The 19,591-nt window shown below is 72.2% G+C and carries 18 protein-coding genes; 5 read left to right on the top strand and 13 right to left on the bottom strand.

What is annotated here, in order from left to right:
* Window positions 1-17: 17 nt before the first annotated feature.
* The 4 genes from ACRAKF_RS02675 to ACRAKF_RS02660 all read left to right on the top strand — a co-directional run bounded on the left by ACRAKF_RS02675 (window position 18) and on the right by ACRAKF_RS02660 (window position 5,558).
* Window positions 18-1,529, top strand: a complete 1,512-nt coding sequence (locus tag ACRAKF_RS02675; protein WP_447035089.1) for a monooxygenase — start codon at window positions 18-20, stop codon at window positions 1,527-1,529.
* Window positions 1,530-1,609: 80 nt separating this feature from the next.
* Complete coding sequence (locus tag ACRAKF_RS02670; protein ID WP_447035088.1) at window positions 1,610-2,473, top strand: ABC transporter ATP-binding protein; 864 nt, start codon at window positions 1,610-1,612, stop codon at window positions 2,471-2,473.
* Window positions 2,470-3,453 (top strand): ABC transporter substrate-binding protein, encoded by a 984-nt coding sequence (locus ACRAKF_RS02665; RefSeq protein ID WP_447035087.1) that lies wholly within the window; start codon window positions 2,470-2,472, stop codon window positions 3,451-3,453. Before ACRAKF_RS02670 ends, ACRAKF_RS02665 begins: the two co-directional genes overlap by 4 nt.
* 38 nt (window positions 3,454-3,491) lie before the next feature.
* Entirely contained in the window at window positions 3,492-5,558 is a 2,067-nt protein-coding gene (locus tag ACRAKF_RS02660; RefSeq protein WP_447035086.1) for an iron ABC transporter permease, read from the top strand.
* Between the two features lie 10 nt (window positions 5,559-5,568).
* On the opposite strand, the gene ACRAKF_RS02655 is transcribed toward ACRAKF_RS02660, so the two are convergent.
* The 8 genes from ACRAKF_RS02655 to ACRAKF_RS02620 form a co-directional block, all read right to left on the bottom strand.
* The gene (locus ACRAKF_RS02655) at window positions 5,569-6,417 is read right to left on the bottom strand and encodes a class II fructose-bisphosphate aldolase (RefSeq protein WP_447035085.1); all 849 of its coding nucleotides are present in this window, start codon (window positions 6,415-6,417) and stop codon (window positions 5,569-5,571) included.
* 78 nt (window positions 6,418-6,495) lie between these two features.
* Window positions 6,496-7,374, bottom strand: coding sequence for an SIS domain-containing protein (locus ACRAKF_RS02650; RefSeq protein ID WP_447035084.1), 879 nt, complete (start codon window positions 7,372-7,374; stop codon window positions 6,496-6,498).
* A gap of 55 nt (window positions 7,375-7,429) precedes the next feature.
* The gene (gene melA, locus ACRAKF_RS02645; RefSeq protein ID WP_447035083.1) at window positions 7,430-8,740 is read right to left on the bottom strand and encodes an alpha-galactosidase; all 1,311 of its coding nucleotides are present in this window, start codon (window positions 8,738-8,740) and stop codon (window positions 7,430-7,432) included.
* On the bottom strand, window positions 8,737-9,690 hold the full coding sequence (locus ACRAKF_RS02640) for a carbohydrate kinase family protein (protein WP_447035082.1): 954 nt from the start codon (window positions 9,688-9,690) through the stop codon (window positions 8,737-8,739). The genes melA and ACRAKF_RS02640 overlap by 4 nt, the downstream gene beginning before the upstream one ends.
* Before the next feature lie 34 nt (window positions 9,691-9,724).
* Window positions 9,725-10,588: a carbohydrate ABC transporter permease gene (locus tag ACRAKF_RS02635; RefSeq protein ID WP_447041768.1), complete on the bottom strand. Its 864-nt coding sequence runs from the start codon at window positions 10,586-10,588 to the stop codon at window positions 9,725-9,727.
* 32 nt (window positions 10,589-10,620) lie between these two features.
* Window positions 10,621-11,571 (bottom strand): carbohydrate ABC transporter permease, encoded by a 951-nt coding sequence (locus ACRAKF_RS02630; protein ID WP_447035081.1) that lies wholly within the window; start codon window positions 11,569-11,571, stop codon window positions 10,621-10,623.
* A gap of 9 nt (window positions 11,572-11,580) precedes the next feature.
* Window positions 11,581-12,909, bottom strand: a complete 1,329-nt coding sequence (locus ACRAKF_RS02625) for an ABC transporter substrate-binding protein (RefSeq protein WP_447035080.1) — start codon at window positions 12,907-12,909, stop codon at window positions 11,581-11,583.
* Between the two features lie 134 nt (window positions 12,910-13,043).
* The gene (locus ACRAKF_RS02620) at window positions 13,044-13,832 is read right to left on the bottom strand and encodes an endo alpha-1,4 polygalactosaminidase (RefSeq protein ID WP_447035079.1); all 789 of its coding nucleotides are present in this window, start codon (window positions 13,830-13,832) and stop codon (window positions 13,044-13,046) included.
* A 302-nt stretch (window positions 13,833-14,134) separates the two neighbouring features.
* Here ACRAKF_RS02620 and ACRAKF_RS02615 point away from each other — a divergent pair, with 302 nt between their 5' ends.
* Complete coding sequence (locus ACRAKF_RS02615; protein ID WP_447035078.1) at window positions 14,135-14,896, top strand: DeoR/GlpR family DNA-binding transcription regulator; 762 nt, start codon at window positions 14,135-14,137, stop codon at window positions 14,894-14,896.
* A gap of 18 nt (window positions 14,897-14,914) precedes the next feature.
* Here ACRAKF_RS02615 and ACRAKF_RS02610 read toward each other — a convergent pair whose 3' ends face one another.
* The 5 genes from ACRAKF_RS02610 to ACRAKF_RS02590 form a co-directional block, all read right to left on the bottom strand.
* Window positions 14,915-15,364, bottom strand: a complete 450-nt coding sequence (locus ACRAKF_RS02610) for a response regulator (RefSeq protein ID WP_447035077.1) — start codon at window positions 15,362-15,364, stop codon at window positions 14,915-14,917.
* Window positions 15,361-16,902 carry a sensor histidine kinase gene (locus ACRAKF_RS02605; RefSeq protein ID WP_447041767.1) on the bottom strand — a complete coding sequence of 514 codons (1,542 nt, stop codon included), beginning with the start codon at window positions 16,900-16,902 and terminating at the stop codon, window positions 15,361-15,363. Before ACRAKF_RS02605 ends, ACRAKF_RS02610 begins: the two co-directional genes overlap by 4 nt.
* Window positions 16,903-17,064: 162 nt before the next feature.
* The gene (locus tag ACRAKF_RS02600; RefSeq protein WP_447035076.1) at window positions 17,065-18,381 is read right to left on the bottom strand and encodes a PP2C family protein-serine/threonine phosphatase; all 1,317 of its coding nucleotides are present in this window, start codon (window positions 18,379-18,381) and stop codon (window positions 17,065-17,067) included.
* A gap of 259 nt (window positions 18,382-18,640) precedes the next feature.
* Window positions 18,641-18,766: a hypothetical protein gene (locus ACRAKF_RS02595; RefSeq protein WP_447035074.1), complete on the bottom strand. Its 126-nt coding sequence runs from the start codon at window positions 18,764-18,766 to the stop codon at window positions 18,641-18,643.
* 139 nt (window positions 18,767-18,905) lie between these two features.
* Entirely contained in the window at window positions 18,906-19,562 is a 657-nt protein-coding gene (locus tag ACRAKF_RS02590) for a hypothetical protein (protein WP_447035073.1), read from the bottom strand.
* Window positions 19,563-19,591: the final 29 nt, after the last annotated feature.

Genomic DNA, 19,591 nt, shown 5'->3' with positions numbered 1-19,591 from the left:
TGATGAGGGAGACTCCGATGGATGTCGACGTGATCGTCGTGGGTGCGGGACCGACGGGCCTCATGCTGGGCTGCGAGCTGGCACTGGCCGGCGTGCGGACCCGGGTGCTGGAACGCAGGGCGAGGCCGCAGCGGGACTCCCGGGCGCTGAGCCTGCACCCGCGCAGCGTGGAGCTGATGGATCAGCGGGGGCTGCTCGACCGGTTCCTGCCGCTCGGCCGGAAGGTGCCCGGCTGGCACTTCGCGCAGCTCCCCACCCGGCTGGACTTCTCGGCGCTCGACTCGCGGCACAACTACACGCTGTTCCTCGCCCAGGCCCACACCGAGGCGCTGCTCGCGGAGCGGGCGCACGAGCTGGGCGTGGAGATCCTGCGCGAACGCGAGGTGACCGGGCTGAGCCAGGACGCCGACGGGGTCGAGGCCGAGGTGCGCGGCCCCGCGGGCACCGAGACCGTACGCGCGCGGTACGCGGTCGGCTGCGACGGCGGACGCAGCGTGGTGCGCCGGGCCGCGGCCATCGGCTTCCCGGGTACGGACGAGACCCTCACCGGCGTGCTCGGCGACTTCGCGGCCATGGACACCGGCCCCGCGGCCCTGGCCGCCGCCCGCGAGCACGGCGTACTGGTGGCGCCGCTGGAGGACGGCCTGACCCGCCTCGTGCTCCTGGACCCGGAGCGGCTGCGGGTGCCGGCCGCCGAGCCGGTGACCCTGGAGGAGTTCCGCGCCTCGCTGACCCGGCTCTGCGGCTCCGACCTCGGTGTCGCCGGGCCCCGCTGGCTCTCCCGCTTCGGCAACGCCACGCGGCTCGCGGAGACTTACCGCGCGGGACGCCTCCTGCTGGCCGGCGACGCCGCCCACATCCACTTCCCCGCGGCGGGCCAGGGCCTCAACACCGGGCTCCAGGACGCCATGAACCTCGGCTGGAAGCTGGCCGCCGAGGTCAACGGCTGGGCGCCGGCCGGGCTGCTCGACAGTTACGACGCCGAGCGCCGCCCGGTCGGCCGCGCGGTCACCGAGAACACCGAGGTGCAGACACTCCTCGCAGAGCTGGCGCTCATGGAGCAGTACCGGCGCCCGGCGGCGGCCCTGCGGAACCTCTTCGACGGGCTCCTGCGGATGAAGGAGGTCAACCGCACGCTCGCCGCGCAGGTCTCCGCGCTCGGCACCGCCTACCCCGCCACGGCACCCGGGGCCGACCCTCTGGTGGGCGGACGGATGCCCGACATCGCGTTGAGCGCCGCCGACCTGACGGCGCGGAGGGTCTACGGCCTGCTCCACGACGGCCGGTTCGTGCACCTCGACCTCACGGGCGAGGCGGATGCCGCCGCGGCCCTCACACCTCGATGGGGCCGGCGCGTGACCGCCCCCGGCATCACCGACTACGAGACGCACGCGGAGCTGGAAGGGGTGCGCGAAATACTCGTACGCCCCGACGGGCACGTCGCCTGGGCCACGCGCCACTCCGACCACCGCACGCGCGGCGAGGAGCGGCGCGCCGCGCTGACGGCCTGGGTGGGAGAACCCGCCTGACGCATCCTGGCCGGTTTTCGCCTTGTGGGGAGCGGGGGCCCCATTTCGCACATCGGTAAGGTTAGGCTAACCTCCACCTCGTGCAAGAAGGTGAAGAGACCGCAGCGGCCGCGCGCCGCCCCCAGGGTCATGAACTCGTCGCCACGGGCGTCACCGTGGCCTACGAAGGCGTCGACGTCGTCCATGACGCCTCCATGACCCTGCGGCCGGGCGAGGTGACCGTGCTCGTGGGCCCCAACGGCAGCGGCAAGTCGACGCTGCTGCGCACGATCGCAAGGCTGCAACGACCCCGTACCGCCGAACTCGTCATCGACGGCGGCACCGACGCCCTCGCGCTGAGCCCCCGTGAGTTCTCCCGCCACGTCGCCCTGCTCACCCAGGGACGCCCCACACCCGGCGGCCTGACCGTACGGGACGTCGTGGAATTCGGCCGCTATCCCTTCCGGGGCCGATGGGGCAGGGCCGACCCGGACGGGCGGGCCGCGGTGGACCGCGCGCTCGCCATGACCGGCGTCGCCGAACTCGCCGAACGCGGGGCCGAACACCTCTCCGGAGGCCAGCTCCAGCGCGTCTGGCTCGCGAGCTGCCTCGCCCAGGAGACGGGCGTGCTCCTCCTCGACGAGCCGACGACCTATCTGGACCTCCGCTACCAGGTCGAACTCCTCGACCTCATGCGGGACCTGGCGGACGACCACGGCATCGCCGTCGGCGCCGTCCTGCACGACCTCGACCAGGCCGCGTCCATAGCCGACCGCATCTTCCTGCTCGACACGGGCCGCGTCATCGCGGACGGCGGCCCCGAAGACGTACTGACACCCGAGCGGCTGACCGACACCTACGGAATCCGCATCGAGGTCGAGAACGACCCCCTCACCGGCCGGCTGCGCACGCGCGCCATCGGCCGTCACCACTCGCGAAGCGAAAGGCTCAGTACCACCTCATGAGACGCCTCCTGATCACCGCGGCGGCCGCCACCGCCGCGGCCCTCACCCTGTCCGCATGCGGAACCACCGAGCCCGCCGCCGACGACGACGCCAAGAGCGACGCCAAGTCCATCACCCTCACCGACGGCACCGGCACGAAGGTGAAGCTCGACGGGCCCGCCAAGAAGGTCGTCGGCACCGAGTGGAACGCCGTCGAGAGCCTGCTGTCCCTCGGCGTCGAGCCGACCGGCGTCGCCGACGTCAAGGGCTACAAGACCTGGGACACCGCCGCCCCGCTGAAGAACGACCCCAAGGACGTCGGCACGCGCGGCGAGCCCAGCATGGACACCGTCGCGTCCCTGAAGCCCGACCTCATCATCGCGACGACCGACCTGCCCGCCGCCGCCGTGAAGCAGCTTCGCAGAATCGCCCCGGTCCTGAACCTGCGCCCCTCCGACGCCTCCGACCCCATCGGTCAGATGACGGAGAACCTGGACCTGCTCGCCAAGGCCACCGGCACCACCGAGCAGGCCACGAAGGTCAAGAAGGACTTCGAGGCGAAGCTGGCCGACGGCAAGAAGAAGCTCGCCGCCGCCGGCCACGCCGGCGCGAAGTACGCCTTCGCCGACGGCTACGTCACCGGCAACCAGACCTCGATCCGGCCGTACACCAGCGGCTCGCTGATCGGCGCGGTCAACGAGAAGCTCGGCCTGAAGAACGACTGGTCGGTCAAGGGCGACAAGAGCTACGGCCTCGGTTCCACCGACGTCGAGGGCCTCACCGAGCTCGACCCCGACGTGCGGTTCGCCTACATCGGCAACGACGGCGACAAGAACAGCAACCCGTTCGCCGGCGCCCTGTCCAAGGACAAGATCTGGACGTCGCTGCCGTTCGTCAAGAAGGACCACGTGCACCGGCTGCCCGACGGCATCTGGATGTTCGGCGGTCCCGCGTCGATGAGCCAGTACGTCGACTCCGTCGTCAAGGCCCTCAAGAAGTAACTGGCACTGAAGGAATAAGGCGCCGAAGGAACAACGCCATGGCCGTCACCGCAACCACCCCCGCCACCCGTCCGCCGACAGCCCTGTCCCGCTCGGGCGCGGCCGCGGTGACGGCCGTACTGGTCCTCGTCGTCGCCGTCCTCGCCGTCGTCGACATCACCCAGGGCACGGCCTCGGCCGGCGCCCCCGAGGTGTGGAAGGCGCTCACCGGGCAGGCCGACCGGACCGACGCCTCCGTCGTCGTCGCGTCCCGGCTGCCGCGCATGACCGCGGGGCTGCTCGTCGGCGCCGTACTCGGCATGGCGGGCGCCGCGCTCCAGGCCATCAGCCGCAACGTCCTCGCCTCGCCCGACACCCTCGCCGTCAACGCGGGCTCCTACGTCGCCCTCACCCTGGTGGCCGCCACCGGCGTCTCGCTGCCGCTGTTCGTCTCGTCCGGCGTCGCGTTCGTCGGCGGCCTCGCCGCCGCGGCCGTCGTCCTCGGCCTCTCCGGCCTCGGCGCGGGCACCGTCCGGCTCGTCCTCGCGGGCAGCGCCCTCACCCTCGGGCTCACCGCCGTCACCGAGGGGATGCTCCTGCTGTTCCCCCAGGAGACGGAGGGCCTCTACAAGTGGAACCAGGGCAGCATCGCGCAGAACGGCTTCGACGGCGTACTGCACATGGTGCCGATCGGCATCGTCGCCCTCATCGGCCTGCTGCTCCTGGCACGCCGGGTCGACGCCCTGGCACTCGGCGACGACGCGGCACGCGGGGTCGGCGTGCCCGTGCGCTCCACCCGCGTCACCGCCGTCGTGCTCGCCGCCCTGCTCTCCACCGCCGCCGTCAGCGTCGCCGGACCCATCGGCTTCGTCGGACTGTGCGCCCCGGCGCTCGCCCGCGCACTCGCCCGCAGGTTCCACGGCTTCACCAAGTCGCGGGCGAGCCTGCCGTTCGCGGGACTCACCGGCGCGTGCCTGGTGCTCGGCTCCGACGTGCTGCTGCGCGCCCTCGTGCCGTCGGACACCGCGGTCGCCGTGCCGACCGGCGTCGTCACCAGCCTGGTCGGCGCTCTCTTCCTCGTCGCGATGGCCGCACGGGTCAAGGACACCGGCGGGGCCGTCCCCGCCGACCGGCTGCGCATCCGCAGCCGCACCGTCTTCCTCGTCACCACGGCCGTGCTCGTCGTCGTCCTCGTCGGCCTGACGATCACCGCCGTACTCATCGGCGACAGCAAGCTGCTCCTGGGCGACGTGGTCAACTGGGCGCAGGGACGGGCGGGGCAGACCGTCACCTTCGTGCTCGACACCCGCATGCCGCGCGTCCTGGCCGCCCTCCTCGCGGGCGGGGCCCTCGCGCTCGCCGGGACGCTCATCCAGGCCGTCACCCGCAACCCCCTGGCCGAGCCGGGCGTCCTCGGCGTGACCAACGGCGCCGCGGCGGGCGCCGTACTGCTGGTGACGACTGTGCCCCTGGCGGGGACGTGGAGCGTGGCCGCGGGCGCCTTCGCGGGCGCCGCGGTCAGCGCCGTCATCGTCTTCGGTCTGGCCGCGCGGGGCGGCTTCCGGCAGAACCGGCTCGTCCTCGTCGGGTTCGGCGTGGCCACCGGGGCCGCCGCCCTGGTCAGCCTGCTGATCATCCTCACCGACCCGTTCAACGCGACCAAGGCCCTCACCTGGCTCTCCGGCTCCACCTACGGGCGGACCCTGCCCGACGTGGTGCCCCTCGCGATCGTCCTCGCCGTGGGTCTGGTCATCGCGGTCGCGCGGCGCACCGAACTCGACCTCGTCTCCCTCGACGAGGACACCCCGCGGCTGCTCGGCCTCGACCTGGGCCGGGGACGCCTCGGCTTCCTCGTCCTCAGCGTCCTGCTGAGCGCCACCGCGGTGGCCGCCGCGGGGACCATCGGCTTCGTCGGTCTGGTCGCACCGCACGCGGCCAGGGCCCTCGTGGGCCGGCAGCACACCCGTGTCGTGCCGGTCTCCGTGCTGCTCGGGGCCATCCTCGTCTGCACGGCCGACCTGGTGGGCCGCACCGTGATCGCACCGGCCCAGCTCGGAGCGGGACTCATGACGGCCGTCATCGGCACGCCCTACTTCCTGTACCTGCTGGTGCGCAGCCGCCGGTAACCCCCCCCGGCTACGCGGGCGCCGGGGTGGCCACGGGAGCGGCGAAGAGCCGGAGCAGCCTGGCCACCTCGGCGGCCATCGCCCCGCGCCCCCGGCTCACATAGCGCCGGGGGTCCACGACGTCAGGCCCGGCGTCGAGCACCTCGCGCACGGCCGCGGTGAAGACCGCGTTGAGATGCGTCGAGATGTTGACCTTGCGGATGCCGGCGGCCGCCGCCGCGGCCAGCGTCGCGTCGTCCGCCCCCGACGAACCGTGCAGGACCAGCGGCACCGGCACCGCGGCACACAACTCCCGTATGAGGTCCAGGTCGAGGCGGGCCGTGCGCTCGGTCATGTGGTGCGAGGTGCCGACGGCCACCGCGAGGGCGTCCACGCCGGTGTCCGCCACGAACCGGGCGGCCTCGCCGGGGTCCGTGCGCACCCCGGGCGCGTGCGCGCCGTCCTTGCCGCCGATCTCGCCCAGCTCCGCTTCCAGGAACACACCGTGGTCCTGGCAGTGGCGGGCGATCCGGCGGGTGCGGGCGACGTTCTCCCGCCAGGGCAGGGCGGCACCGTCGTACATCACGGAGGTGAAGCCGAGGGCGACCGCCTCCTCGATCAGCTCGGGGCGGGTGGCGTGGTCGAGGTGGAGGGCGGCGGGCACGCACGTGGCGTCGAGTGCGGTACGGGCGGCTGCCGCGAGCGGCCCGAGCGAGCCGTGGTGGGCGACGGCGTTCTCGCTGATCTGCACGATCACCGGCAGCCGTTCCCGCTCGGCTCCGATGAGGATGGCCTCCAGTTGCTCGATGAGGGCGACGTTGAAGGCACCCACCGCCGCGGAGGTGCTGTGAAGCATGGTGTAAGGACTGACCAGAGGCATGGCTTTGAGTTCCGGGGGTTCGGGCGGCCGACCGGACGGTGCCGGTCGGCCGGATTCGGTCACCAGGGGTGGGTGGGATCAGGTGAGGACGACGGAGCGCGTCAGGTGGGCGGGGCGGTCGGGGTCGCGCCCCGCGTCCTCGGCGAGCCGCACGGCCAGGCGCTGGGCGAGGACGAGCTCCGCGAGCGGGTCGAGGCTCGGCCTGCGCACGTACGCTCCCGTGGCCTCGATCCGCTCCGCCAGCTCCGCGGGAAGCGGCGACAGGCTCCACACGGCCCGTCCGGGGCCCGCCACGGCGATGGGCCCGTGCCGGTACTCCGGGACGAGGTAGGACTCGGTCCAGTGGGCCGCGGCCTCACGCACCTTCAGGGCGGCTTCGTGGGCGAGCCCCGCGTGCCAGCCGTCGCCGAGGAACGTGATCTGCTCGGCGCCGACCAGCTCCGGATCGAGGGGCGCGGCCAGCGCGGTGACGACGTCGGCCCGTGCCCGCTCGACGGAGTGGCCCAAGTGGGCGAGGAGCAGGACCAGTTGGGTGGTCGGGTAGCGGGTCTGGACCACGGAGCGCTCATCGGCCTCCTCCAGCGCGATCACGTCGTGGGCCACGCGGGCGGCCGGTGAGTCGGGCACCGCGGTGATCGTGGTGACACGGGTGGTGGCATCGGCCCCGGCGAGCGCGGTGAGGATCTCGGTGGTGGTGCCGGAGCGGGTCAGGGCGATGACGCGGTCGTAGCGGCGGTGCAGCCTGGCCGCGGACGCGGGGAAGGCGTCGGTGGGTCCGTGCCCGGCGTCCTCGCGCAGGTGGGCGTAGGCCTGGGCCATGAAGAGGGAGGTGCCGCAGCCGATGACGGCGACGCTCTCGCCCATCGCGGGCAGGGCCGGGGCGACGTCGGGCAGCAGGCCGAGCACGCTCTCCCAGCACTGCGGCTGAGTGGCGATCTCCTGGCTCGTGAGGGACATGAGGGTGTGTTCCTGTTCTCGGTGGGGGTGGGTGCGCGACCGGGCGGCGGTCGGGTCAGTCGGCAAGGGTGACCCGCAGGGACGGCTGGAGGAGCTCCGCGTGGGCGCGGACCATGTCGTCGCAGAGCCGCCAGATCTGGTCCACGGTCAGGGTGGCCGCGGTCGCGGGGTCGGTCATGGCCGCGTGCCGGATGTGCCGCGGCTCGTCGTCGACGGCGGCACGTACGACGAGGTCGTTCATGCTCAGATACGTGCGGTTGAGGGCGGCGAGCTGCGGCGGCAGCGCGCCGGCGCGGGTGGGCTGGATGCCCGCCGCGTCGACCAGGCAGGGCACCTCGACCACGCCGTGGGCAGGGAGGTTGTCGATCAGGCCCCGGTTGGGGACGTTGCCGTAGACGGTGCGCGGGGTGCCGGTGACCATGCTGTGGATGATCTGGGGGGCGTACTCCATGGTGCCCTCGACGGTGAGCGGGGCTCCGGCGGCGAGCGCGTCGCGGGTGCGGTGGTACTCCGCCACGTTCTCGTCGACGATGCCGAGGTAGGCGCCGACCGGGAGGCGCAGCCGCTCGATCTCGCTGTCGTGGTGCAGGTACCAGGGCACGTACTCCGAGGAGTGCTCACTGGTCTCGGTGGGGTAGTGGCCGAGCCGCCGGTACATGTCGACGCGGACCCGGCGCCGCAACTGCTCGTCGTTCTCGATGAGTTCGTCGAGACGGGGGTAGAGGTCGGTGCCCCGGTGCTCGAAGCGCAGCACCCACGCCTGGTGGTTGACCCCGGCGGCCCGGTAGGTGATCTCCTCGTAGGGGACGCCCACGAGCTCGGCCAGGTCCCGCATGGTCCAGTACACGGAGTGGCACAGGCCCACCACCTTGGTGAGACCGGTGGCCTCGGTGAGGTACTGGACGTTCATGGCCATGGGGTTGGTGTAGTTGAGCAGCCAGGCGTCGGGGCAGAGTTCGGCGATGTCCTCGCCGAGCCGCTTGAGGAAGGGGAAGGTGCGCAGGGCGCGGAAGATGCCGCCGATGCCGAGGGTGTCGCCGATGGTCTGGCGCACCCCGTGGCGGGCGGGGACGTCGAAGTCGGTACGGGTGGACTCACCCATGCCGACCTGCACGATGTTGATGACGAAGTCGGCGCCGGCCAGGGACTCGCGGCGGTCGGCGTGGGCGGTGACACGGGCGTCGGCGCCCCGTTCCCGCGCGATGTAGCGGGCCGCGGCCTCGGCGGTGGCGAGCCGTTCGGCGTCGATGTCGTGCAGGGCGATGTGCGCGTTCTTCAGCTCGGGAAAGGCGAAGAGGTCGGCGAGCAGCCCCTGGGTGAAGACGACGCTGCCTGCGCCGATGAAGACGATTTTGGGCTGGGTCATGAGGTGGGTGCTCCGGTGGGAGAGATGTGGGCGAGGGCTTCGTCCCAGGTGGGCTGGGCCGCGGTGCCTCCGTGGGCCCGCGTGGACAGGGCTCCGCACACGGCGGCGAACCGCAGCGCCAGGTGCGGAGGTTGATGCCGGAGAGTGGCGGCGATGAACCCGGCGTCGAAGCTGTCCCCCGCGCCGACCGTGTCCTTGGGTGTCACCGCGACGCTCTCCGAGGTCGTCAGCGTGCGGCCGTCGTGGCACAGGGCACCCCCGGCGCCGTTCTTGACGGCCACCAGCGGTACGCGCGCGGCGAGGAGCGCGGCGGCCTTCGCGGGGGAGTCCGCGCCACCGGCGAGGTGCGTCGCCTCCCGGGCGTTGGGCAGCAGGATGTCGGTCTCGGCGAGGACCGCGGCCAGGGCGGCGCCGTCCCAGCGTCCGGACGGGTCGTCCTGGGTGTCCAGGGACGTCGTGGCGCCGTGGGCGCGGGCGGCGCGCAGCAGCTCCGGCAGGTCCTCGGCGAGCCTGGGCTGGAGGAAGTACGAAGCCGCGTGGACGTGTCGGCTGGCGGTGAGCAGCCCGGCGGGCACGTCGCTGCCGCTGGTGGCCGTCAGGGTGCCGGGTGAGGTGAGGATGGCGCGGTCGTCGCCGCGGGTGAGGACGACGGTCAGGGGTGTCGCCCGGTCGGGGTCCAGGGTCAGGGCGTGGGTGTCGACGCCGCGGGCGGTGAGCGCGTCGCGGATGTAGTGGCCGGCGTCGTCGTCGCCGACGCGCCCCGCGAAGGCCACGCGCAGGCCGAGGCGCGCGGCGCCGCAGGCCATGATGGCGGCGGAGCCGCCGATGACGAGGGAGCCGGTGTCGGTGAGCTGTTCTCGCTGGCCGAAGGCGAGGGGTTCGGTGAGGGGGCCGAGGATGACATCGGGGTTGGCGTCCCCGATGACGAGCAGGTCGTACGCGGTGGGCATCGCGGTCCTTCGGACGGGTCGGGAGGGTGGGTGGTCAGCCCTTGAGGCCGCTGGAGGTGACCGAGCGGATGAAGGCCTTCTGCGCGAAGAGGAACGCGACGAGTACCGGCAGGACGGTGAGGACGTTGCCCGCCATCACCGCCGACCACCGCGTGTGGTGCTGGCCCTGGAACGTGGTCAGGCCCAGTTGCAGCGTGTACTGCGTGTCGTGGTTGATGGCGATCAGCGGCCAGGTCAGGTCGTTCCAGGTGGTCAGGAAGGTCAGCACGGCCACGGTGGCGAGCGCGGGCCGCGCGAGCGGCAGGACGATCGAGAGGATGACCCGCAGCCGGGAGCAGCCGTCGATCCAGGCGGCCTCCTCCAGCTCCCTGGGCAGCGACAGGAAGAACTGCCGCAGCAGGAACACCGCGAACGGCGTGACGAGGGCGGGCACGATCAGCGCGCCGAGCGTGTCGATGAGCCCGAGCTTCTTCATGACCAGGAAGGTGGGGATCATCGTGAGCTGGAAGGGGATGGCCATGGTCGACAGCATCAGCACGAGCAGCACCCGCGAACCGGCGAAGCGCATGCGGGCGAACGCGTAGCCGCCGAGCACGCCGAACACGAGGTTGGAGGCGACGGCGACCGAGGAGACGATCACCGAGTTCAGCAGCCAGCGCGGGAACATGGCGTTGCCGAGGACGTAGCCGTACCCGCCCAGGTCGATCTTCGAGGGCCAGAGCGCCGGCGGGAAGCGGTTGATCTCGGCGTTGCTCATCAGCGAGCTGAGGACCAGCCACACCAGCGGCACCGCGAACAGCGCGGCCAGCGGCGCGAGCAGCAGATGCCAGGCGCTGAACGGCAGCCGCGAGCGGCGCCGGACGGCCTGCGGGGCCGCCGGACGGGAGTGGACCTTCATGGGCCCGGTCGTGGTCCCGGTGGTGGTCGCGGTCATGAGGCGGCTGCTTTCGTACGAGGGGTGCGCTCGCGGCGGACCATGCGCAGCACGACGGCCACGACCAGCAGCGCCAGGGCGAGGACGTAGGCGGCGGCAGCCCCGTATCCGGCGGTGAACTCCTTGAAGGCCTGCTCCCAGATGAAGTAGACGATCACGGTGGTCGAGCCCAGGGGCCCGCCCTTGGTGGTCACGTAGACGAGGTCGAAGACCTGGAGGGACTGGATGGTCTGCCAGAGCAGCAGGAACACCGTCACCGGCGTGAGCGCGGGCAGTGTCACGTGCCGCAGGATCTGCGGCCGTCTCGCACCGTCCAGGCGCGCGGCCTCGACCAGGGAGTGGTCGACGTCCTGAAGCGCGGCCAGGTAGATGACGGTGCACAGCCCCGTGCCGCTCCACAGCGTGATGACGACCAACACGCCCAGCGCCTGCGAGGGGTCGGTGAGGAAGCCCTGCGGGGAGATGCCGAGCCGGTGCAGGAGGGAGTTGGCCGCCCCGAACTCCGGGTCGAGGATGAAGGAGAACAGCACACCCTGTGCGGTGGCGGAGATGACGAAGGGGATGAAGAACAGCGTGCGGTAGAGCCCGACGAAGCGGATGCGCCGGTTGAGCACGAGGGCCAGGGCGAGCCCGACGGCGATGCTCAGCGGCACGTACAGGACCGTGTAGAGCACGGTGTTCCGCACGGCCCGGTGGAAGTTCGGGTCCTGGCGCAGGGCGTGGTAGTTGTCCAGGCCCACCCAGCGGCTGGGCGTGACGAGGTCGTTGGCCTGGAAGGACAGCAGCAGCGACCAGATGACCGGCAGCACGCTCAGGCCGAGGATGACGAGCACGGCGGGTGAGACGAACGCCCAGGCCGTGGCGGTCTCCCGGCGGCGCCGACGGCGCAGGGCGCGCGGCTCGGGACGGTCCTGCGGCAGGGTCAGCGGGGTGGGAAGTCGGGGCATGTCAGGTCCTCAGCGCGGGATCAGCAGGGCGGCGTTGGACTCCTCGGCGCAGGAGCGCACCGCGTCGGCGGGGCTCTTGCGGCCGAGCAGGACGGCGACGATGGCCTGGCCAAGGGCGCGGGATATCCGGGGGTAGGCGGGGTGCACGGGACGTACGCGTGCCGAGGTGACCGCCTCGGTGAACACGGACAGGCCGGGCGTACGGGTGGAGTGTCGCCGCCAGGCCGGGTGGTCCTCGCTGCGGCGGCTGAGCGGCAGGCTGCCCGCCTCCACGTCCCACCGGCTGTCCTGGGCGGGCTGGGTCAGCCAGGTGACGAAGGTGCGCGCGGCCCTCACGCGGGCCTCGCCGTTGTCGAACAGCGTCCAGGTGTCGGGCCCGGAGATGGTCATGGGGCGGCGGCTGAAGCTGGGCAGGGGGACGACGTGGTAGTCGACCTTCGCCTGCCTGATGTCCGGCAGTTGCCAGGGGGCGGTCGGCACCATGGCCATCCGGCCGGAGAGGAAGACCTGGTACATCTGCTCGCTGCCCGGCTTGGGGTCGATGTAGACGCTTCTGTCACGCACCAGGTCCTGGACGACCTCCAGGGCGCGTACGCCCTGCTTCTCGAAGCCGATGCTCCGGCCGTTCTCGGCGACGACGTCACCGCCCAGGTCCCACACCAGCGGCCACAGCCGCCACACGGTGTCCTCGTCGCCCGTGCCGGGCCACCCGGTGCCGAACCGGCCTTCGGCCGAGTCGGTGAGGCGGCGCGCGGTGTCGGTGAACTCCCGCCAGGTCCAGCCCGCCTCGGGCAGGTCGACGCCGGCCTCGGCGAACAGCTTCTTGTTGCAGACCACGGCCAGGGCGTCGAGGAGGGCGGGCACCGCGCGGACCCGGCCGTTGACGGTGACGGCCTCGCGGGCCGGCGCGTGGTAGTTGCGCCACGGCGTCGGACCGCTGCGCACGTGCTCGGTCAGGTCGACCACCTGCGGGCTGCGGGCCACGCTCGCGAGGTCGGAGCCGAAGACGTAGGCGATGTCGGGGTAGGCGCCGGAGGCGAGGGCGGCGGTGACCTTCTGGAGCATGGCGTCGGCCAGCACACCGCCGCCCATGTCCACGCGGATGTCCGGGTGGGCGCGCTCGAATTCGGCGGCCAGGCTCTTGAGGACCTTGGCCGCGGTGTCGTTCTGGCCGTGCCACATCTGGATCGTGACGCGCCCGTCGGCGCCGGCCCCGTCGGCGGTGGCCGACGCGCAGCCGGACAGGGCGCCGCCGGCCGCCACGAGCGCACCGGCACCACCGGCCCGCAGCACACCGCGCCGCGACGGCGGTCCTGGTGCTCGGGGAACTGCTGTCATCACTGCCTCCAGACGGACGCGCGGCCCTGCGGCGGCGCTCGGCGGGTGAACTCGTCGGGGGAGCGGGAGGGGAGAGGACGCTCCGCCCGCGCGAAGGTCGCCGGGTTCCGGCGGTCCGGAACCCGGCGGTCGGCTCAGCAGGTCCTGCGGAGGTAGCCGTCGCTGCCGGCGGGCGAGACGCCGACGTCGCGGCGGACGATGCTCAGCCGGTCGCCCCAGCCCGAGCAGGCCTTGTCCAGGCCCTTGGCGGAGTACTCGACGACGAGGACGCGGTCGCCGAACGCGTCCGTGTACATGTCGCACTCGTCCCACTCGCCGCACTCCTCGGCGACGGCGAAGTCGAGCCCGGTCTCCTCGCGGTCGGCGGCCAGCTCCGGCGTGTTCTTCTGCGCGATGGCCAGGCCCTTGTCGTGGGCGTGGGCGGACAGCAGGGAGACGAAGGCCTTGGCCTGGCTCGCCTTCAGGTGGTCGGGGAAGCGGGTGTAGGTGTCGTAGTTGTCCGGCTCGACGGCCTGGAAGCCCTTGTCGGCGCAGGAGTCGATCCACGTGTTGACCTTGGCGGCGATCCGCTTGCGCTTGCCGGCGGTGCGGATGTCGAGGACGGCCTCCTTCCAGTCGTCGTCGTAGACGACGTCACCGTTCGCGTCGCGAAGGAGCAGGTCCGCGTCCCACTCCCGCTCCGCGCCGGGCTGGGCCTGGAAGGCGTTGACGTAGCAGAGGTTGTACAGGCCGCGGGCGGGGGTGGCGCCCCGGTCGCGGCTGACGGTCCGCACGCCCTTCGGCGGGGTGTACGCGCCGCCTATCTGGTAGTCGAACCCGGCCCCCGGCGACGGCAGTTCGACGGCGGAGGGGCCGGCCGACGCCGGGGAGGGGGCGAGCAGGCAGGCCGCCGCGGTGGCCGAGAGGGCCACGGCAGCCGTCATACACCTGCGCACAACACGATTGAGGCTCATCGGTGAGCTCCAGTGGTGGAGGGCACGTCCCCGCCTCGGAACCCCGGAAGGGGCCCTGGCGACTCAGTCCGGGCTCATGGCCGAGGCCAACTACCGGCTGGGCGTACCTCTGCGCCGAGTGCTCGACATCGGCGTTGCCAGGGAGTAAATCGAGCGCGTTCAGCCATGTCAAGGGATCGGTTTTGACTGAACTGACGTCGATCCGTTCAGCGATACGCGCATACAGTGCACGAACGGTGAGCGAACGCGCTCGTCACGGCTATGCTCACCGCGTGCTCAAAAGCGACCGCCATGTGCGGATACTCGACCACGTCGCCGCGCAGGGCAGCGCCGACGTGACGCAGCTTTCGCGGCTGCTCGGCGTCTCACAGGCCACCGTGCGGCGCGATCTGCGGCACCTGAGCGAGCAGCGGCTGCTCGACCGCACGCACGGCGGCGCGCTCGCCGGCGGACTGAGCATCGAACTGCCGCTGCGGCACCGCGCCGACCAGCGCTCCCCGCAGAAGCGGGCCATCGCCCGCGCCGCCGCCGCCCTGGTGCCCGACGGGGCGGTGGTCGGTCTCACCGGCGGCACCACCACCACGGAGGTGGCCCGTCTCCTCGCCGACCGGGGTCCCGTCACGATCGTCACCAACGCCGTCAACATCGCGGCGAGCCTGGTGCTCCGCCCCACCGTGACCCTCATCGTGATCGGCGGCACCGCCCGCAGCCAGAGCTACGAACTCGTCGGCCCCATCGCTGAGAAGACCCTCGCCGACCACCACACCGACATCGCCTTCCTCGGCGTGGACGGCATCAGCGCCGCCCACGGCTGCACCACGCACGACCAGTTGGAGGCCGCCACCGACCGTGCCTTCGCGCTCCACAGCAGCAGGACCGTCGTGGTCGCCGACCACTCCAAGATCGGCAGAACCACCTTCGCCAAGATCTGCCCGACGTCGGACGTGCACACCCTCATCACCGACCCCGACGCCCCCATGGCGGAGCTGTCGGCCATGGGCGACGTGGGGGTGCAGGTCACCGTGGCCGGCTGAGGGCCTGTGCTCCGAGGCTCAGCCGGGACGCCGCGGCAGCCGGACCACCTGGACGAAGAAGTCGTCGATCCGGCGCACCGCGGCGATGAACTGATCCAGGTCGACCGGCTTGGTGACGTACGCGTTCGCGTGCAGTTTGTAGCTGCGCAGGATGTCCTCCTCCGCCGCCGACGTGGTCAGCACCACCACGGGGATGTCGGTCAGGTCCGCGTCGGACTTGATCTGTTCGAGGACCTGGCGGCCGTCGTACTTGGGGAGGTTGAGGTCGAGCAGGATGAGGTCGGGGCGCGGGGCCTCGGTGTGCTCGCCGCGCCGGTAGAGGAAGTCGAGCGCCTCCTCGCCGTCCCTGACCACGTGCAGCGTGTTGCCGATCTTGTTGTCCTCGAACGCCTCGCGGGTCATCAGCTCGTCGCCCGGGTCGTCCTCCACGAGGAGCACGTCGACCGGTGTGGCATCGGGGATGGTCATGTCAGGGCCTTCTCCTCGGTACGGGACGCGGTGTCGTCCGCGGTGTCGACGTGGCACGGCAGAGTGAAGCAGAAACGCGTGCCTCCGGTGTGGCCGGTGTCGATCCATATGCGGCCACCGTGGTACTCCACGATCTTCTTGCAGAGCGCGAGGCCGATGCCGGTCCCGCCGTAGGAGTCACGGCCGTGCAGCCGCTGGAAGATCACGAAGACCTTCTCGGTGAACTCCTCGGCGATGCCGATGCCGTTGTCGGTGACGCTCACGTGCCAGGTCCCGGAGTCCTCGTCCGCCTCGCAGGCGATCCGGATGTGCGGTCTGCGGTCGGCGTGCCGGAACTTGACGGCGTTGCCCACCAGGTTCTGCCAGAGCATCGTGAGCAGCATCGGGTCGCCGACGATCTCGGGCAGCTTCTCGGGACGTTCGACGAGCGCGTCGGTGTCCCGTACGGCGGTGTCCAGGTTGGCCAGTGCCTTGGTGAGGGCCTGGTCGAGGTCCACGGGCACGCGGGCGTCGTTGTGGCGGCCCACGCGGGAGAAGGTGAGCAGGTCGTTGATGAGGACCTGCATGCGCTTGGCGCCGTCGACGGCGAAGTCGATGTACTGCTTGCCCCGGTCGTCGAGTTCGTCGGCGTACCGCTTCTCCAGGAGCTGGCAGAAGGAGGCGACCTTGCGCAGGGGCTCCTGAAGGTCGTGGGACGCGACGTAGGCGAACTGCTCCAGCTCGGTGTTGGAGCGGCGCAGCTCCACCGCCTGGGCGTCCAGGTCGGCCGCCTGACGGGCCAGTACGTCCTGCTGGCGGCGCGTGGCGCCCAGCTCGTCCACGATGCGCAGGCGCATGCCCTCGACGTCCTCGGCCACCGCCCTGAGGTCCTTCGGCCCGTCCAGCGTGATCACATGGTCGAACTCGCCGCCCGCCACCCGGCGCGAGGAGTCGCGCAACGTCTCCAGCGGCCGGGCGACCAGCCTCCGCACCAGGACCGCGAGGACCACGCCCGCCAGCAGGAAGGCCGCCACCATGCCGCTGAGCACCACCGTACGGACCGTACGGGCGTGGGCCAGCTCGTCCTTGCCGTCGGCGACGGCGTCGGCGAGGTCGGCGTTCTGCGTCGCCCACACCTTGCGGATGCGGTCGAAGACCTCCTTGCCGCGCCCGGCGGTCGTCGCGTCGACGGTGCGCGGCTTGCCGGGCGTGATGTCGCGGACCAGCGGATCGGCGTAGGCGTGCCGCCAGGACGCGGCCTGCCGCCGCACCGCCGCGAGGTCCGCCGCCAGCCGGGGCTGGTCCCCGATGAGCTCGCGCAGCCGGGCCGCGGCGCGGGCCTCGTCCCGCTTGCCCTGCGTGTACGGGGCGAGGAACCGGCGGTCGGCGGCGATCGCGTACCCGCGGACGCCGGTCTCCTGGTTCACCAGGGCGGCCTGGAGGCGGTACGCCTCGGTCCTGGCCGGCTGGACCTGGCCGACGAGCCGGTCGCTCACGTCGGCGGTCTGCCCGAGGAGCCGGGTGCCGATGACGGTGCCCACCACCACGAGCAGCGCCATCAGCGCGAGGACCAGATGGAACCAGCCCCGTACCGTCAACCGGCGGCCGAGCCACGTCCGGCCCCTCGTCCTACTCACGGCTTGCTTCTCCGATGCTGCGCTTGTCACGGCTCACGTGCCTCGATCCCGCCGATGTGTCACGGGCTCCGGTCCACGCCCGCCTCAGCCGTCTTCCCCGTTTCCGCCCGTACCCCACTGCAGATGCACCACGGCCACGTCGTCGGCCAGGCCGCCCTGCCCCTCCGCCAGGTCCTCGGCCCGCTGGATCAGCGTGTCCACGAACGACTCGGGAGCGAGGCCGCCCATCTCGCGCGCGAGGCCGAGCAGCCCCTCTTCGCCGAGGCGCGCCCGGCCCTTGCCGACGTGGCCCTCGAAGAGGCCGTCGGTGAAGAGCACCAGCGCCGCCCCCGGGGGCAGGGGTACCTCCTCGACCGGCCAGCGCGGCATCCCCGGCACGACGCCCAGGGCGGGGCCGCCCGCGGTCTCCACCCACTCGACCCCGCCGCCCGCGGTGCGGAGCAGCAGCCCGGGGTGGCCCGCGCGCATCAGCCGTACGCACTGCGCCCCCGGCGGGACGGTGAGGCTGGTCAGCGTGGCGAAGACATAGGGCTGGGCCCGCTCGGCCAGCATGATCTCCTGGAGCCGGCCGACCTGCTCCGGGCCTGTGACGCCGCTGAGCACCAGGGTGCGCCAGGCGATGCGCAGGGCCACGCCGAGGGCCGCTTCGTCGGGGCCGTGCCCCGAGACGTCGCCTATGAGCGCGTGCACGCTGCCGTCGGCGCTCTGCACGATGTCGTAGAAGTCACCGCCGAGCAGGGCCTGGGCGCGGCCGGGCCGGTAGCGGGCCACGACGCCCACTCCCTCGCTGCTCAGCAGCGGCCGGGGCAGCAGACCGCGTTCGAGGCGGGCGTTCTCCTGCGCCTGCATCTGGCTGGCCTGGAGCGCCACGGCCGCCTGCTGGGCCTGCTTGCGCTGGATCGCGTAACGCACGGCCCGCCCGAAGAGCTCCGGCTCCACGCGGCCCTTGACCAGGTAGTCCTGCGCTCCGGCGGTGACAGCGGCGAGGCCGGTGTCCTCCTCGGCGAGGCCGGTGAGGACGACGACCGCGACCTGGTCGGCATGGGACTTGACCATGGACACGGCTTCGAGCCCCTGGGCGTCCGGCAGGTGCAGGTCGAGCAGCACGCAGTCGGGTGTCTCGAAGGCCAGCGCCTCGCGGGCCTCCGCCATGGAGCGGACCCACTGCAAGCGCATCTTCAGCGCGCTGTCGGCGACCAGCTCTTCGACGAGGAGCGCGTCGCCCGCGTCGTCCTCGATGAGCAGCACCGACGGCTGCGACCACTGCCGGACCGCCGCGACGGTGTCGCCCTCGGCGGTGTCACCCTCGGCGGTGTCGCCCTTGACAGGGCCGTCCTCGACAGTGTCGCCCCCGGCGGTCGCAAGAACGCCGGAAGTCCATGGCTGTGAAGCCGCCGCCATGCTTTCGCCTTCCCCACCCAGTAGCCTGGCTGACCATTCGGCCGATGCCTTCGGAACAGCGTGAGCTTACCCAAGGGGACAGCCCGATGGTCGCCGGATCTTCGCAGGATGTACACAGCGCGAGCCGGACAGGCGTGGCGGCCGGGCATATGCCAAGGGGGCGTGCCGGGGGTGTGCCCGCCCATGCCGAGAGTTCGGAGCGGGCGGGCCGGGATGGATCAGCGGCTGGTCGGGCCGGGAGGGGCCGGCGGCCGGCCGGTCACGTGGCGGCGGCGGAACCCGCCGCGTCGAGGAGCGTGACCTCCTCCTCCGTCAGCGGCAGGGTGCCCGCCGCCACGTTGTCGGCGAGACGACCGGGGTCGCTCGTCCCGGGGATGGCCAGCACATGAGTGCCCCCTGCCGCAGCAGCCACGGCAATGGACCCGCGCGGGCGAGAGGCCGTGCGCGCGGGCCACGGCGCCGACCTCCTCGCACGCGGCGGGGCGCCGACCTCCTCGCACTCGGCGCGGCCACGGATTCCCTGCCTACTCGTGGGAGCTGATCACACCGCCCGCGCTGAGCACGAGGTAGATGCCGTTGGCGACGGCGCCGTCGTCGTGCTCGTTCGCCTCCAGCGTGCCCATCACGGAGCCGTCGAGGCCCAGGATGTCCGCGCGGTAGTGCAGGTCGCCGAGCTGGGTGACCTTGGCCTTCCAGCCGCCCGCCAGCTTGAACGTGCCCGGGCCGCTGTGTGCGCCGCCCATCCAGGACTGGACCTTGCCGTCCATCGTGAGCACGATGAACATGCCGTTGGCGTCCAGCCCGGCGTCGTCCCCGTTCGCGTCCAGCGTGGCCAGTACGTCACCCTCGTTGACGATCTTGGCACGGTAGTGCTGGGCGCTGATCCTGCGGATCTCGGCCGTGCTGCCGTCCACCAGGGTCTGCTTGCGGACGGAGGAGACCGCCTTGGACGAGGCGACCCGGGCGTCGGCCGCGGAACCGCCGCCGCTGATCTCGGAGGTGCTGCGCGCGTCACTCTTGCCGGTGGCGAGGTGGGCGGTGGAGACGGAATCCTTCTTCCCCGTACCGGAGGCGGCGTCACTGCCCGCGCTCTGGCAGGCGGTCAGTGCAAGGGCCGCGGCGGCGGCGACGGCCACCAGGCCGGCGGAACGGGTGGTACGGCGAGCACGACGAGTGGTCATCATCGGAAATCCCCCAATGCGTCTTAGGT

The sequence above is a fragment of the Streptomyces sp. DSM 118878 genome (genome assembly GCF_052936595.1).
Note: the sequence above shows the minus strand (reverse complement) of the source record. Positions and strands in the feature narration are given on the sequence as shown.